General features: G+C 73.3%; 14 protein-coding genes and 1 tRNA gene. 5 read left to right on the top strand and 10 right to left on the bottom strand.

Annotated elements, in window-relative coordinates; genetic code table 11:
• Positions 1-56: 56 nt before the first annotated feature.
• Together serC and WD794_05635 are read right to left on the bottom strand one after the other, a co-directional pair.
• Positions 57-1,175 (bottom strand): phosphoserine transaminase, encoded by a 1,119-nt coding sequence (gene serC, locus WD794_05640; protein MEX2289794.1) that lies wholly within the window; start codon positions 1,173-1,175, stop codon positions 57-59.
• A gap of 3 nt (positions 1,176-1,178) precedes the next feature.
• Entirely contained in the window at positions 1,179-2,297 is a 1,119-nt protein-coding gene (locus WD794_05635; protein MEX2289793.1) for a citrate synthase 2, read from the bottom strand.
• A gap of 125 nt (positions 2,298-2,422) precedes the next feature.
• Here WD794_05635 and pdxH point away from each other — a divergent pair, with 125 nt between their 5' ends.
• The 4 genes from pdxH to WD794_05615 all read left to right on the top strand — a co-directional run bounded on the left by pdxH (position 2,423) and on the right by WD794_05615 (position 7,256).
• On the top strand, positions 2,423-3,064 hold the full coding sequence (pdxH, locus tag WD794_05630) for a pyridoxamine 5'-phosphate oxidase (protein ID MEX2289792.1): 642 nt from the start codon (positions 2,423-2,425) through the stop codon (positions 3,062-3,064).
• Positions 3,061-4,350 (top strand): MFS transporter, encoded by a 1,290-nt coding sequence (locus tag WD794_05625; protein ID MEX2289791.1) that lies wholly within the window; start codon positions 3,061-3,063, stop codon positions 4,348-4,350. Before pdxH ends, WD794_05625 begins: the two co-directional genes overlap by 4 nt.
• Before the next feature lie 19 nt (positions 4,351-4,369).
• Positions 4,370-6,340: a hypothetical protein gene (locus WD794_05620; protein MEX2289790.1), complete on the top strand. Its 1,971-nt coding sequence runs from the start codon at positions 4,370-4,372 to the stop codon at positions 6,338-6,340.
• A gap of 103 nt (positions 6,341-6,443) precedes the next feature.
• Complete coding sequence (locus tag WD794_05615) at positions 6,444-7,256, top strand: hypothetical protein (GenBank protein MEX2289789.1); 813 nt, start codon at positions 6,444-6,446, stop codon at positions 7,254-7,256.
• An 18-nt stretch (positions 7,257-7,274) separates the two neighbouring features.
• Here WD794_05615 and WD794_05610 read toward each other — a convergent pair.
• From WD794_05610 to WD794_05575, 8 genes are all read right to left on the bottom strand, one after another.
• Positions 7,275-7,347 (bottom strand) — tRNA-Arg (locus tag WD794_05610).
• 257 nt (positions 7,348-7,604) lie between these two features.
• The gene (gene mscL / locus WD794_05605; GenBank protein ID MEX2289788.1) at positions 7,605-8,009 is read right to left on the bottom strand and encodes a large conductance mechanosensitive channel protein MscL; all 405 of its coding nucleotides are present in this window, start codon (positions 8,007-8,009) and stop codon (positions 7,605-7,607) included.
• A gap of 40 nt (positions 8,010-8,049) precedes the next feature.
• Positions 8,050-8,667 (bottom strand): Flp pilus assembly protein CpaB, encoded by a 618-nt coding sequence (gene cpaB / locus WD794_05600; protein ID MEX2289787.1) that lies wholly within the window; start codon positions 8,665-8,667, stop codon positions 8,050-8,052.
• The gene (locus WD794_05595; protein MEX2289786.1) at positions 8,664-9,458 is read right to left on the bottom strand and encodes an S-methyl-5'-thioadenosine phosphorylase; all 795 of its coding nucleotides are present in this window, start codon (positions 9,456-9,458) and stop codon (positions 8,664-8,666) included. The genes cpaB and WD794_05595 overlap by 4 nt, the downstream gene beginning before the upstream one ends.
• 88 nt (positions 9,459-9,546) lie before the next feature.
• A complete protein-coding gene (locus tag WD794_05590; GenBank protein MEX2289785.1) occupies positions 9,547-10,002 on the bottom strand; it encodes an FmdB family zinc ribbon protein in 456 nt (151 codons plus the stop codon).
• A 722-nt stretch (positions 10,003-10,724) separates the two neighbouring features.
• Entirely contained in the window at positions 10,725-11,075 is a 351-nt protein-coding gene (locus tag WD794_05585) for a hypothetical protein (protein MEX2289784.1), read from the bottom strand.
• Positions 11,076-11,218: 143 nt separating this feature from the next.
• Complete coding sequence (locus WD794_05580) at positions 11,219-11,746, bottom strand: carbonic anhydrase (protein MEX2289783.1); 528 nt, start codon at positions 11,744-11,746, stop codon at positions 11,219-11,221.
• The gene (locus WD794_05575; protein ID MEX2289782.1) at positions 11,743-12,498 is read right to left on the bottom strand and encodes a 5-formyltetrahydrofolate cyclo-ligase; all 756 of its coding nucleotides are present in this window, start codon (positions 12,496-12,498) and stop codon (positions 11,743-11,745) included. Before WD794_05575 ends, WD794_05580 begins: the two co-directional genes overlap by 4 nt.
• A 46-nt stretch (positions 12,499-12,544) precedes the next feature.
• Here WD794_05575 and WD794_05570 point away from each other — a divergent pair, with 46 nt between their 5' ends.
• A complete protein-coding gene (locus WD794_05570) occupies positions 12,545-14,527 on the top strand; it encodes a diguanylate cyclase (GenBank protein MEX2289781.1) in 1,983 nt (660 codons plus the stop codon).
• Positions 14,528-14,601: the final 74 nt, after the last annotated feature.

The following is a 14,601-nucleotide window of genomic DNA, read 5'->3' as shown; positions in this document are numbered from 1 at the left end:
CAGCGCGACGTTCAGGACGCGCGGCACCCACGCCTGCCGCAGCGGCGGCGGCGGGGTCAGGACACCCTCTCCACCACGTAGTCGATGCAGCCGGTCAGCGCCTCCACGTCCGCCGGCTCCACCGCGGGGAACATCGCGATCCGCAGCTGGTTGCGGCCGAGCTTGCGGTAGGGCTCGGTGTCGACGATTCCGTTGCTGCGCAGCACCTTCGCCACCTGCGCGGCGTCCACCGACGCATCGAAGTCGATGGTGCCGATGACCTGCGAGCGCATGGCGGGATCACTGACGAACGCCGAGGCGACCGCCGACTTCTGCGCCCAGCCGTAGAGCCGGTCGCTCGAGTCGCGGGTGCGTGCGACGGCCCAGTCGAGCCCGCCCTGGGCGTTCATCCAGTCGACCTGCTCGGCCATCAGGAAGATGGTCGCGAGCGCAGGGGTGTTGTAGGTCTGGTCCAGCCTGGAGTTGTCGAGCGCGATCGTCAGGTCGTACGACGCCGGCACCCAGCGGCCGGAGGCCCGCACCGCGGCCACCCGTTCGAGCGCGGCGGGGGACATCAGCGCGATCCACAGCCCCCCGTCGGAGGCGAAGCACTTCTGGGGCGAGAAGTAGTAGACGTCGAACTGCTCGGCGTCGACCGGCAGACCCCCCGCGCCGCTGGTCGCGTCCACGGCCACCAGCGCACCCTCGTCGGCGCCCGCCACCCGCAGGACCGGCATCATCACGCCGGTCGAGGTCTCGTTGTGGGTCAGCGCGTAGAGGTCGATGCCCGCTTCGGCGACCGGCAGCGGGTGCGTGCCAGGGTCGCTCTTGCGCACCGACGGGTCGGCCAGGAACGGCGCCGCCGCCGCAGCCGCCGCGAACTTGGAGCTGAACTCGCCGAAGCTCAGGTGCTGCGACCGGTGCGCGATCAGGCCGAACGTCGCGATGTCCCAGAACTCGGTCGCGCCGCCGTTGCCGAGCACGACCTCGTAGCCCTCCGGCAGCGCGAACAGCTCGCGCAGTCCGCTGCGCAGCCGTCCGACCTGGTCGCGCACCGGCGCCTGCCGGTGGGAGGTGCCGAGGTAGGACCGGCCGGTCGCGACGAGCGCCTCGAGCTGCGCCGGTCGTACCTTGCCCGGGCCGGCGCCGAACCGGCCGTCCTGCGGCAGCAGGTCCTGGGGGATCTGTACGGTCATCGGCTAGACCTGGTTCCCGGCCGGCAGGGTGTCCCTGTCGACGTCGCCGACCGGCCGCGGCGCCGGCCCGACGTATTTCGCCGACGGGCGGATCAGCTTGTTCAGCTTCTTCTGCTCCAGGATGTGCGCGCTCCAGCCGGCGGTGCGGGCGCAGGTGAACATCGAGGTGAACATGTGCGCCGGCACCTCGGCGAAGTCGAGCACGACCGCGGACCAGAACTCGACGTTGGTGCGCAGCGGTCGGTCCGGATAGCGCGCCGTGAGCTCCTCGATGGCCGCCTTCTCGAGCGCGTCGGCCACGTCGTACCGGTGCGAGCCGAGCTCCTGCGCCGTTCGGCGCAGCACCCGCGCGCGGGGGTCCTCCGCGCGGTAGACGCGGTGCCCGAAGCCCATCAACCGCTCCTTGCGGTCGAGCAGACCCTTGACGTACTTGACCGGGTCACCGCTGCGCTCGACCTCGTCCAGCATCGTCAGCACGCGGGACGGCGCACCGCCGTGCAGCGGGCCGGACAACGCGCCGATGGCGCCGGAGATCGACGCGGCGGCATCGGCGCCGGTCGAGGCGATCACCCGCGCGGTGAAGGTCGACGCGTTCATGCCGTGCTCGGCGGCCGACACGAAGTAGGCGTCGACGGCGCGGGTGTGTCGGGGGTCCGGGTCGCCCTTCCAGCGGATCATGAAGCGCTCGACGATCGTCTTGGCCTTGTCGACCTCGCTCTGCGGGACCATCGGCTTGCCGAGGCCACGGGCCGACTGGGCGACGAAGGCCAGCGCCATGACCGACACCCGCGCGAGGTCCTCGCGGATCTGGTCGACGTCGATGTCGAGCATCTGCTGCAGCCCCCAGGCGGGGGCGAGCATCGCGATCGCGGACTGCACGTCGACCCGGATGTCCCCGGAGTGCACCGGCAGCGGGAACGGCTCGGCCGGTGGCAGGCCCGGGTTGAACTTGTCGTCGACGAGCAGACCCCACACGTTGCCGAAGCTGACGTTGTCGACGAGTTCCTCGATGTCCACGCCGCGGTAGCGGAGCGCGCTGCCCTCCTTGTCGGGCTCGGCGATCTCCGAGGCGAAGGCGACGACGCCTTCGAGTCCGGGCCTGAACAACGTCTCGTCGGCCATGTAGCGGCTCCCCGTCTGCGAGGTGGGCGGTCGGTGGGACCGGTCAGGTCCGCGGTCCATCTTGCCGGACCGGCGGATCGGCCTGCCGGCTGCCCCTGAGCCGGTCCGCGGCTAGCCTCGCGGCGGTGACGGACGAGCGCTCGGTGGCCGACCTGCGCCGGGACTACGTGCGTGCGGGGTTGTCCGAGCAGGACCTGGCGCCGACCTGGAGCGAGCAGTTCGCCCGCTGGTTCGCCGATGCGGCCGCCCTCACCGAGCCGAACGCCGTGGTGCTGTCCACCGCGACGGCCGCGGGCGTGCCGAGCGCCCGCACGGTGCTGCTCAAGGCCTACGACGAGCGCGGTCTGGTGGTCTTCACCAACCTCACCTCGCGCAAGGCGCGTGAGGCGCTGGCCAATCCGCACGCGTCGCTGTTGTTCGCCTGGGTGGAGCTCGAGCGGCAGGTGCTGGTGGAGGGGACGGTCGAGCACGTCACGCGCGCACAGACGCAGGCCTACTTCCGCTCCCGGCCGCGCGGCTCACAGATCGCCGCCTGGGCCTCGCGGCAGTCGACGGTGCTTCCCGGCCGGAGCGTGCTCGAGCAGCGACGGGCGGCCCTGGAGGCGGCCTTCGCGGGCAGAGAGGTACCGGTGCCGGACTTCTGGGGCGGGCTGCGGGTCGTGCCCTCGGCGGTGGAGTTCTGGCAGGGCCGCCCGGACCGGCTGCACGACCGGCTGCGTTACCGCCTCGGCGACGCCGGCTGGGTCCTCGAGCGCCTCGCACCGTGACCCGCCCGGGCAGGCAGACGGGGATCGGGGCGCGGCTGCGCGGCGCGACCCTGGACCTCACTCCGCTGCGGGAGTCGCCGGCCTTCCGCCGGCTGATCCTCGGCGAGGCGGTCTCGGTCATCGGCACCTGGGTGACGCTGGTCGCGGTGCCGCTGCAGGTCTACGCGCTGACCCGCTCGTCGGCCGCCGTCGGCCTGGTCGGTCTGGCCGGCCTGCTGCCGCTCGTCGTGTTCGGGCTGTACGGCGGGGCGATCGCCGATGCGGTGGACCGCCGGCGCCTGGTGCTGGTCACCACCTCCGGACAGCTGCTGCTGTCGCTGGTGCTGGTCGCGCAGGCGGCGGCCGGCTACGGGCAGGTCTGGCTGCTGTACGTCGTGGTGGCGGGGCAGGCCGCCTGCTCGGCCGTCGACAGTCCGGCGCGTCAGGCCATCGTGCCGCGGCTGCTGCGCACCGAGCTGCTGCCCGCAGCCAACGCGCTCAAGCTGGTCGAGTTCAACCTCGCGGTCACGGTCGGGCCGCTGATCGCCGGGGTGCTGGTGGCCCAGGTGGGCTACCAGGCGGCGTACGGCCTGGACGCCGTCACCTTCCTCGCCGCGCTCGTCGCCGTCGCGGGGCTGCCCTCGATGCCGCCGACCGGCGGCGGGCGCCGCGCGGGTACCGCCAGCGTGCTCGAGGGGCTGAGCTTCCTGCGCACCCGCCAGGTGCTGCTCATGACCTTCGTCGTCGACCTGGTGGCGATGGTGTTCGCGATGCCACGGGCGCTGTTCCCGGGGCTGGCCGAGGAGGTGTTCGGCGGCGGTGAGCAGACGGCCGGGCTGCTCTACTCCTCGCTCGCGGCCGGCGCCCTGCTCGGAGCCCTGTTCTCCGGCTGGTTCGGCCGGGTGCATCGCCAGGGGGTGGCGGTGCTGGTCTCGGTGCTGGTCTGGGGCGCCGCCATCACGCTGTTCGGGCTCACCGACCTGCTCTGGCTGGCGCTGCTGCTGCTGTCCGCGGCCGGGGCGGCCGACATGGTCTCAGCGGCCTTCCGGACCGCGATCCTGCAGGCCGCCGCACCGGACGAGATGCGCGGCCGGCTCGGTGGGGTCTTCCTGATCGTGGTCGCCGGCGGACCCCGCCTCGGCGACGCGCGGGCAGGCGGTGGCGCCGAGCTGATCGGCCTGCAGAACTCCTCGGTCGCCGGTGGGCTGGCGGTCGTCGGCATCACTGCGGCGATCGCCGCGGGCGCCAAGGGCTTCCGGTCCTACGACGCGCGCGATCCGCAGGCTGGCCAGGCGCGGACCGGCTGACAGGCGCTACCGTCCGCGCGTGACACGCCTCGGTCTCCCGCTCGCCGCCCTGCTCGCCTTCGCCGCCCTGCCCGCCGTCTCGGCGCCACCGGCCGTGGCCGCGACGCCGGCGGCCGGCCAGGCGGTGTACGTGCCGCTGGACCCGGTGCGGCTGCTGGACACGCGGGAGGGGGTGGGTGCCCCCGAGGCTGCGGTCGGGCCGGGCAGGACCCTCGACCTCCGGGTGGCCGACGGCGTGCGGGTGCCGCTCACCGCGACCGCGGTGGTCCTGAACGTGACGGCGACGAGGGCGAGCTCGGCCACGGACGTGCGGGTCTATCCCACCCCAGCGGACAGCTTCGTGCCGACGGTCAGCAACCTCAACGTCGTCGCCGGCGCCACCGTGGCCAACCTCGTCACCGTCAAGGTCGGCCGGAACGGCTCGGTGCGACTGCGCAACGAGGCCGGCCAGCTGCACCTGGTCGGGGACCTGTCCGGGTACTACGACGAGACGCGCGCCGGGTCCACGTACGTCCCGCAGGCGCCGGTCCGGCTGCTCGACACCCGTGACGGCACGCCGCTGGAGGCGGCCGAGGTGCGTGAGCTGGATGTGCGGACCGCGCGGCGCGGCGCCGCCTCCGGAGTTCCGGCGGACGCGACCGCGATCGTCCTGAACGTCACGGCAGTGGCCCCCAGCGCGAGCACCGACGTCCGCGTCTATCCCACCCGCAGCGGCGGCGCGGTCCCGGAGGTCAGCAACGTCAACGCCGCCCGCGGCCGCACCGTCCCGAACCTCGTGGTGGTGGCGGTGGGCGAGGACTCGCGGGTGAACCTGCGCAACGCGGCCGGCCGCACACACCTGCTCGCGGACCTGGCCGGCTGGTACGTCGGCGGCTCGGAGCGGGCCGCCTTCCACCCGGTGGACCCGGTCCGCCTGCTGGACTCACGGGAGACGACCCCCGCGCCGCTGTATCCGGCCGGCGCCCCGGGGACGCCGCCGTTCAGGCTCGGCCCGGGAGCGACCTACGACCTGCTCGTCGCCGGGCGCGGCGCCGTGCCCGCGGTCGCCGGCGCGGTCGTGCTCAACGTGACGGCGGTGGGCGCGACGGCCAGCACCGACGTCCGCGTCTACCCCACCAGCGGCGGCGCTCCGCCGGAGGTCAGCAACCTCAACGCCGTGGGCGGGCAGACGGTCCCCAACGCGGTGGTCGTGCAGGTCGGCCGGGACGGCCGCGTGACGGTGCGCAACAACAGTGGCGAGCTGAGCCTGGTCGTGGACCTCGCCGGCTGGTTCGCGGCCGCCGGACAGGGCTGGGACATCTCCTGGCCGCAGTGCACCACGCGCGGCGCCACGACCAGCAACCTGCCGGAGGGTGGCGCCTTCGCCGTCGTCGGGCGGACCCGCGGCGCGCCGTTCACCGACAACGAGTGCTTCGCCGCGCAGTGGAGCTGGGCGTCCTCGCTTCCGGGCGAGCCGTCGGTCTACCTGAACACCGACGCGCCCGGCGTCCGCGACAGTCCCGGCGGCCGGGTCTGGACGGAGGTCTGCGGCACCGGTACGCCGACCAGTACCTGCGGGCGGCAGTACGGCGTGCGGATCGCGGAGTACGCCCTGCCGCGCTTGCCCACCGCGCCGGGCGGCGGCAAGCCGATGGTCTGGTTGGACGTGGAGGGCCCGTACACCGACGGCCCGTTCTGGCAGACCGGCTACGCCGCGGCCGTCGCTGTCAACCGCGCGGTCATCAACGGGACCGTCGCGACGCTGCGCGACGCCGGCTACCGGGTCGGCTTCTACTCCGACCGCGCCGACAGCAGCTCGCCGGACTGGGAGAACATTCTGGGCGACTTCCGGGTGGAGCACCTGCAGGCGTGGGTGTTCCGCGCCGCCACAGGGGAGGCGCCTGCCGACATGTGCGGCAAGGACATCAGCTTCAGCGGCGGCCCGGTCGTGATGGTGCAGGTCCAGCCCGAGCAGAGCGGTCAGCCGTACGACGTGAACCACCTCTGCTGAACCGCTACCCGGCGGCGGCGTCAGCGGCGCCGCGAGGGGAACAACCGTCGGCAGCGCCGAGGCCAGCTGCCGGGCGTAACCACCCTGCACCGGAGGAGAAGTCATGTCCGCACCGCTCGCCCTGGACCTCGAAGGGCCGGTCACCGACGGCTTCCGCAGCGTCGCGACCTTCATCCCGAAGCTGCTCGGGTTCCTGGTCATCCTGCTGGTGGGCTACGTCGTCGCGAAGCTGGTGGCCAAGCTCGTCGACACGCTGCTCGAGCGGGCCGGCTTCGACCGCGCCGTCGAGCGCGGTGGGATCAAGAGGGCGCTGGCGAGGAGCTCGTACGACGCCAGCGACATCGTCGCCAAGCTCGTCTTCTTCGCGATCTTCATCCCGTTCCTGTCCGCCGCGGTGAGCGCACTCGGCATCGCCGCGCTGCAGCAGCCGCTGGCCGCCTTCATCGCATTGATCCCCAACATCCTCGTGGCGATCGTTCTCGTCGTCATCGGCGCCGTCTTTGCCAGCACCGTCAAGACGTTCCTGTCCAACATCCTCGGCGGCCTGTCGTACGGCACGATCCTGGCCAATGCCGCGAGCCTGCTGGTCCTGCTGCTGTTCGTGAAGTCCGCCCTGGACCAGGTCGGGGTCGCCACCACGGTGACCGGGCCGCTGCTCTACGCGATCCTCGCCACCGTCGCCGGTGTGATCATCGTCGGCGCCGGCGGTGGCCTCATCAAGCCGATGCAGAGTCGCTGGGAGGACCTGCTGAGCAAGGCCGGCGACGAGAAGGACAAGGTCAGGAGCGCGTCCCCGCAGGAGGCCTACCCGACTACTCCGGCCAGCCCGTCCTTCCCGGACGCCGGCACCACGACCGCCGCACCGACCAGCGCGCTGGACGCACCGACGTCGGCGTACGACCGTCCGCGGATGTAGCTCGGCCGCACGCTTGCGTGCCCCCGGAGAGAATCGAACTCCCGACGCCCTCCTTAGGACGGAGGCGCTCTGTCCACTGAGCTACGGAGGCGGGACCACGAAGAGGGTAGCCGGGACGAGCCGGGAAGGTCCTGCCGACGGCGATGCGGAGCCGCGCCCGGCCCGCCGGCGGCGGCGGCGAGCGGTCGGGCCGGCCGACGCCTTCCCCGATCCGTCGCCCGTCGCGGAGCCCGACCTCGACGTGCGGGAGCCCTGGGCTGCGCCACCGCCGGACGACGACGACGAGCGGCTGCGGCGCGAGGTACCGCCGCACCATGGTCCCTGACCGGGGGGTCCCTGACCGGCTCGTCAGACCGGCTGCTCGACGGTGCAGAAGGCGCAGCGTGTCGCCGCCTGCGGGATGTTCGACAGACACTGGGGGCAGGCCTTGGTCGTGGACACGACGTCGGGCTCGGTCTTGAAGCGCTCCATCAGCCGGTTCACCGGCCGGACGACGAAGAAGTACACAACGGACGCGATGATGACGAACCCGAGCAGCGCGTCGACGAACTGGCCGTAGGGGAACGTCGCGCCGCCGATGTCGAAGGACGTGGCGGAGAAATCTCCTGCGGCGCCGGTGAACACACCGACCAGCGGTGTGATGAAGGCGCTGACGAACGCCGTGACGACGGCGCCGAAGGCCGCGCCGATGACCACCGCGACGGCCAGGTCGACGACGTTGCCGCGGAGCAGGAACTTCTTGAAGCCTTCCATGTGCACCTCTTTCGTTCGGGTTGGAGTCAGCGGCCGCGGGTCACCGGCCGTGCACGACGACCGACAGCCGACCGGTCACGGCCGCGGCGGCCAGCCGGGCCGCGGCCGGACGAGAGGCGGCCAGCACGAGCAGGGCACCCTCCCCGGCGGAGCTCTCGAGCGCAGGCACCGCCAGGACGGCCAGCCCGGTGGCGACCACCCGCGCCGCCGCACCGCCCTCGGGGGAGGCGGACAGCACGTCCACGGTGTCACCCGCCTGCACCAGTGCGCCGGTCGACGGCTCGGCCAGCCGCACCGGCACGGCCACCTGCGCACCGCGGGGAAGCAGGGCTGCGCCGAGCAGGCGGACGTCGGTCAGCGGCTCCCCGCGGCGCACCGGTCCGGCGACCAGCCGGCCGGCCACCCCGTCGAACTCCGACAGCGCGCCCGCCGGCACGAGGGCCCGGGGCACCTGCGCCGCGACCAGGTCGTCCGCCGACAGGACACTGCCGGCGGCCAGGTCGTGGGCGGCCGTGAGCACCGGGACGGTCGCCTCTGCAGCCGGCGCCACCACCGACAGCCCGCTCGCGACCGCCGCCGCCGCGAGGCCGGCGGCCAGCAGTGCCCGGTGCCGGGCGGCCGCGCGCAGCAGATCGCGTGGTGCCAGCCGGCTGCTCACGGCAGCTGCAGGTCGTGCGGGATACCGTCCAGCGCGGATCCGCAGGAGCAGTCCTGCTGCTCCGGAAGCGCGGCCACCACCTCCAGCAGCAGCGAGCGGAGCCGGGCGGTGTTCTCGCCGAAGACCCGGAAGACCTCGGCCTGGGTCACCGCCGGTCCGCCTTCGATCCCCGCGTCGAGATCGGTCACCAGCGCGATCGCGGTGTAGCAGAGGGCCAGCTCACGGGCCAGGACCGCCTCCGGATGACCGGTCATGTTGACGACGTCCCAGCCCTGCGCGGCGAACCACTGCGACTCCGCCCGGGTCGAGAAGCGCGGACCCTCCACGACGACCATCGTCCCGCCGTCGGTCACCGGCCAACCGGCGGCGCCGGCGCGCTCGACGGCAAGACGCCGGCCGGTGGGGCAGTAGGGCTCGGCGAACGGCACGTGCACCGCGCCCACGTCATGGAAGGTCTGGGCCCGCCCGGAGGTGCGGTCCACCAGCTGGTCGGGCACCACCAACGAGCCCGGCCCGAGCGCGGGCCGCAGCCCGCCGACGGCGCACGGCGCGAGCACCTGCCGGACACCCAGGCTGCGCAGCGCCCACAGGTTCGCGCGGTACGGGATCCGGTGCGGCGGGAGGCGGTGGTCCGCGCCGTGCCGCGGCACGAACGCCACCTGCCGGCCGCCGAACTCGCCGACGACCGGCGGGTCGCTCGGCAGGCCGTACGGCGTCTCGACCGCAACCTCGCGCGCGCCCTCCAGCAGCGCGTAGAGCCCCGAGCCGCCGAGAACGCCGATCGTCTGCACCGTTGCTGCTCCCTGTCGTGACCGAGGGAGCCGACCCTAGAGCCGGCTGCGCCGGCCGCGGCTCAGCGGGCCGCCGTCCACAGAAGGGTCAGGCGCTCTTGCCGGCCGGGCTGGCGGAGGTCCTGGCCGGAGCACCACCCTTGCCGCCGCCCTCGCCGCTGCCCTTGCCGCTGCCCTCGCCGCCGCCCTTGGAGGCCGACGAGGACCTGGACTCCGAGGAGCCGTTGCTGCCCGAGCCCTTGCCGTTCCCGGTCTGTGTCGAGGAGTCGGCCGAGCCGCTGGTCTTGTCCGAGCCGGCGGTCTTGTCCGAGCCGGTGGACGAGCTCTCACCGGAGTCCTTGCTCTCGCTGCTGCCGCTCTTGGGAGCCTGCCGGCTGTCGGTCTTGTAGAAGCCGGAGCCCTTGAAGACCACGCCGACGGCGCTGAAGACCTTGCGGAGCGCGCCGGAGCACGCTGGACACTCGGTCAGCGACGCCTCGGTGAAGGTCTGCACGGCCTCCAGGCGCTCGCCGCACGCGGTGCAGGCGTACTGGTAGGTGGGCACGGTCTCCTCCTGGAGGGCTGGCACTCGCGGTTGCTGAGTGCCAGTGTGCCGGATGACGCCCTCGGCGGTCCAACGAGCTGTCGGTGAGCGTGGCCGTTGCGGCCAGCGTGACGATGGGCGGAAAGCGCATGGCGGCGTCTTTCCGCCCGTGACCGTGACTGTTCGCCCGGATGAGTACCGGATTGCGCTGGTGCCTGCGCAGAGGGGCCCGGCAAGGGGTCGACGAGCAGACCCGGTCGTCTGCACCGTTCGCACCCCGCCGCAGAACCGGCTGCTGTGTGTTGCTGAGGTCAGCGGCGAGGCGCCGCGGCCTCTCGCCGCCTCTTGCCGCCTCTCGCCGGTGGCCGGGTGCCGCCGGTCGTGGATGTCAGGGTGCCGCCGAACCTGAGCAAGATCTTCGGAACATCCACAGGCCCCTGGCCCTGTGGATGTTCCGAAGATCTTGGACTCGTGTCGGCCTGGGGCCCGGCACGGCCGACACGCCGGTAGCGGCTGCCCGAGCGCCCGACCTGCTGCCACGTCGCAGAACCGCCGCCGTCGCGCGCCCCGGCCCAGCCTCCGGTCGTGATCAACGCCGGGCTTGCTCACTTCCGGTACGGCGGAAATGTGCGGGAAGACGGCGTTGATCACAGCATCGGCGACGTTCGTGGGCTTCAGGACGACTGCTGCGTAGGTGCGACGAGTGCCCGAGCAGAAAGCGCCGTGCTGCACGCGGGATCGCGTCATTGACGCGGGCGTGCTCCCGGCGTCGCGGCGTCCGCTGACATCGTGCCGAGACAGCGCAGAGTCGCGTCGACGAGGTGCAGGTCCGGTCCGGTGGGAGACAGAGTGGTTTCTCCGGCGTGCCACTGCTCGATGCGGTACCAGACGCCAGCCGGGTCGAGGGCCTCGACCAAGGCGTCGGCAGCGACCGCCCCCCAGTGCTGCAACGGGATTCCAGGGAAGAAGACGTGCACGATGGCCCCAACCGCAGCCGGGTCGGAGTTGTCCGGGTGTTCGAGGATCGACCCCTTGAAGTAGCTGAGTGACTTACGTCGTGTCGGGCGCCTGAGCGTGAGCGTCGGAGCAGCCATGCTGAACCTCCGATGAGTCAGTTGACGGGGTCGCACGTGGGAACGCTATGACGGACGACAACTCGGCGCCGTGATGAGCCGGAAGCCGTTCTGGCTCGCGGCGCGGCGGCCGGCAGCGGGGACCGTGGAAGCGGGTGAGTCCCTCACTCCCCCGCAGGCTCCTGGTCCTCCAGCGGCACCTTGACCCGCACCCTTCCGCTGGTGACGTCGTAGAGGCAGCCGACGACGGCCAGCCCGGCCGGCAGGTAGGGAAAGCTGCGGACCCGCTGGACGTCCCTCGCGAGGGTCGTCGCCTGATCCGGGATGGTCTGGAAATCCAGGCTGCGCGTGTCGATCCCGGACTGCTCGAGGATCGCGTGGTGCGCCTGATCGTCGGTGACCTTGGCCATCCGGCAGTCGGTGTGCTCGACGATCATCACCCGGTGCACGCCCAGCAGGTGGGTCGCCAGCACCAGGGCGCGCAGCACGCCGTCGGTGACCCGGCCGCCCGCGTTGCGCAGGATCTTGGCGTCGCCCTTGGACAGCCCGAGCATCTGCAGCGGCTCGATCCTCGAGTCCATGCACGTCACGACCGCCAGGCCGCGGGCGGCGCGGCCCTCGAGCCCGCCGCTGCTGAAGCTCGCCGCGTAGGCCTCGTTGGCGGCCAGCAGGTCCTCGAATCCGTTGTTCATGTGACCCTTCCCGTGGTGGAGGTGCCGGCTCCCGTGGTGGAGGTGCCGGCTCCCGTGGTGGAGGTGTCGGCGCCGTCCGACGGGTGCGGCCGGAGGCGGACCAGCCCCCGGCTCGGCAGGACCACGGCGTGCACGGGTGCGTCATGCGGTTCGGCGGGCAGCGGGGCGATCATCTCGCCGTCGTGCAGCAGCGCCACCACCCAGCCGCGGGTACGCGGCAGCACCCGGTCGTAGGAACCCCCGCCGCGGCCCAGCCGGTTGCCGTTGCCGTCGACGGACAGCGCGGGGACGACGACCAGGTCGCAGTCGGCCACGGCCTCGCGACCCAGCCGCCGCCCCTGCGGCTCCAGCAGTCCGTGCGGTCCCCGCGCGATCCCGCCGTCGGCACGCGCCCAGTCCAGGTCGCGGTCCGGCAGCAGTACCGGGAGCAGCACCTCCCGCTCGCCCAGCGCCGCCAGCAGCGCCGCCGTCTCCGGCTCGCCACCGACCGCGAGGTAGGCCGCGACCTTGCGCCAGGCACGACCGGCCAACGCGTCGGCGGCTGCCCGTCCGGCCCGGTCCCGGGTCTCCGGCGGCAACGCGGCGCGGCGGGAGAGAACGGCCCGGCGTATCCCCGCCTTGTCGGGAACGCCCCGGACGGGGACACCCCCGACGGGAACGCCCCCGACGGGGACACCCCCGACGGGGACACCCCCGACGGGGACACCCCCGACGGGGACACCCTCCCCAGGAACCCCGCGCACGCCGATCACCGTGCGAGCATCGCAGTCCGGTGCCGAGGACGAACGGGAGGGCCTGGTGACGCTGCGGACGCGGCTGACGGCCGCCTTCGTCCTCGTCGTGCTCGTCCCGCTGCTCGTGGTGGTCGCGCTGCTGACCACCGTGTTGCCGGCCGCGATCGCGGAGCGCCAGGCGCAGGGTCTGACCTCGAGCAGCCGCCTGGCGGCCGCGGTGGTCGCCTCGCTCTGCGACCGGGCCCGGGCCGGCGCCGAGGCCGCGGCCCGGGTGGCCGCAGCCACCACCGGGCCGGACGACGCTGCCCTGAGACCGGCCCTCGAGGAACTGGTCCGCCGCGGGCTGGCGGACGGAATGCGGGTGACGACCGCCGACGGCACGACCGCAGGCGAGGCCGGTCAGGCCCCCGATGTGCCGTCGCGGGACTGCAGCACCGGCCAGTCCGTCCGCACGGCGGGCGCGGTCCAGATCGCCGCCGTCGTCTCGCTGAACCGCAGGGGAGGCGGCACCCAGGACTCGCCGGCCGGTGCTGCGGTCGCCGCCTTCACCGTCGACGACGCGCTGGCCCGCACGCTGCGCACCTCGGCCGGTGTCGGCGAGGTCGTCCTGCTCGCCGCCGGCCAGCCGGTCGCGGCCAGCGCGCCGGTGCCCGGTCCGCTGGTGCGGGCCGCCGTGCAGGCGGAGACGACGCCGGTCTCCGGCTGGGACAGGATCGCGGTCCTCACCCCCGCCCGCCCCGGTCAGCCGGTCGCGGTCCTGGTCAGCCAGCGCCAGGGCGAGGGACCGGGTGTCCTCCTGATCGGCCTGACAGTGACTGCCGGCGCGGTGCTGCTGGCCGCGGTGATCGCCCTGCTGCTCGCGCGCGCCACCACCCGCCCGCTGGGCGAGCTCGGCGCCGCCGCGGCGCGGGTGGCCGGTGGCGACCTGGAGACGACGATCGAGGTGCGTTCCCGGGACGAGCTCGGCCACCTGGCCGCGTCGTTCAACACGATGACCGGGGAGCTGCGCCGCTACGTCGGGGCGCTGCAGGCCAGCCGCGACGAGCTGCAGGCCGGGGTCGCGCGGATCGGCGACACGCTGTCCGGGACGCACGACCTCGACCGGATCCTCACCGTGGTGCTCGACACCGCGATGAGCTCCACCAGGGCCCAGGCCGGAGCGGTGTTCCTGCTGAGCGCCGACGGTACGCACCTCGAGCTCGCAGTCGGGCAGGGCCTCGAGGAGCGCGGCGTCGCCTGCGACCTGCGCCTTCCGGTCGGAGCCGGCGTCGCCGGCCGCGTCGCCCGCAGCGGGGAGGCGGTGCGCGGCTGGGTCGCCGAGGGGCTGACACCGGACCCGGGGGAGCCGGCTGCGCAGGCCCTGCTGGCCGTACCGCTGAAGAGCTCCGCGAACGTCATCGGCGTCCTGACGGTCTACGACCGCGCCGACGGGGAGGCCTTCGAGGAGGCCGACCTGGTCACCCTCCGCACCTTCACCAGCCAGGCGACGGTCGCGGTCGACAACGTCCTGCTGCACGAAGAGGCGCGCCGGCTGTCGATCACCGACGGCCTGACGGGGCTGGCGAACTACCGCCACTTCGCGGTGACCATCGGCAGGGAGATCGAGCGTGCGGCCCGGTTCGGCCGGCCACTCGGGCTGCTGCTGCTGGACCTCGACCACTTCAAGCTCGTCAACGACGTGCACGGACATCAGCGCGGCGACGCCGTGCTGGTCGACCTGGCCGCGCGGGTCCGCGGTCAGGTGCGCGACGTCGACACGCTGGCGCGCTACGGCGGCGAGGAGTTCGTCGTCCTCCTCCCGGAGACCGACGAGGAGGGCGCCGTGCAGGCGGCCGAGCGGATCCGCGCGGCAGTGCGGCGCAGGCCGTTCGGGGAGCCGGGCGAGCCGCCGCTCGAGGTGTCGGTCAGTGTCGGCGTCGCGGTCTTCCCCGCGCACGGCGCCACCTCCACGATGCTGCTGCGCCGCGCCGACGAGGCGCTCTACGCCGCCAAGCGGGCGGGTCGCGACACCTGGCGGCTGGCCGAGGTCTCGTCCGTGGAGAGCTGAGCCCGGCATAGGGTCGCCCCCATGTTGCGTCCTGCAAGCTGGATCAGGCCAGCGGGTGTGAGTCCCGCCTGGGT

The organism is Mycobacteriales bacterium (genome assembly GCA_040902655.1).
Taxonomy (GTDB): domain Bacteria; phylum Actinomycetota; class Actinomycetes; order Mycobacteriales; family SCTD01; genus SCTD01.
This window is presented reverse-complemented; position numbering and strand designations above follow the sequence as displayed.

What these genes read in the sequence shown, in the direction of transcription:
- serC (MEX2289794.1), bottom strand. Translation starts at nt 1,175, where the DNA reads ATGACCGTACAGATCCCCCAGGACCTGCTGCCGCAGGACGGCCGGTTC.
- WD794_05635 (MEX2289793.1), bottom strand. Translation starts at nt 2,297, where the DNA reads ATGGCCGACGAGACGTTGTTCAGGCCCGGACTCGAAGGCGTCGTCGCC.
- WD794_05615 (MEX2289789.1), top strand. Translation starts at nt 6,444, where the DNA reads ATGTCCGCACCGCTCGCCCTGGACCTCGAAGGGCCGGTCACCGACGGC.
- mscL (MEX2289788.1), bottom strand. Translation starts at nt 8,009, where the DNA reads ATGGAAGGCTTCAAGAAGTTCCTGCTCCGCGGCAACGTCGTCGACCTG.
- WD794_05585 (MEX2289784.1), bottom strand. Translation starts at nt 11,075, where the DNA reads ATGGCTGCTCCGACGCTCACGCTCAGGCGCCCGACACGACGTAAGTCA.
- WD794_05580 (MEX2289783.1), bottom strand. Translation starts at nt 11,746, where the DNA reads ATGAACAACGGATTCGAGGACCTGCTGGCCGCCAACGAGGCCTACGCG.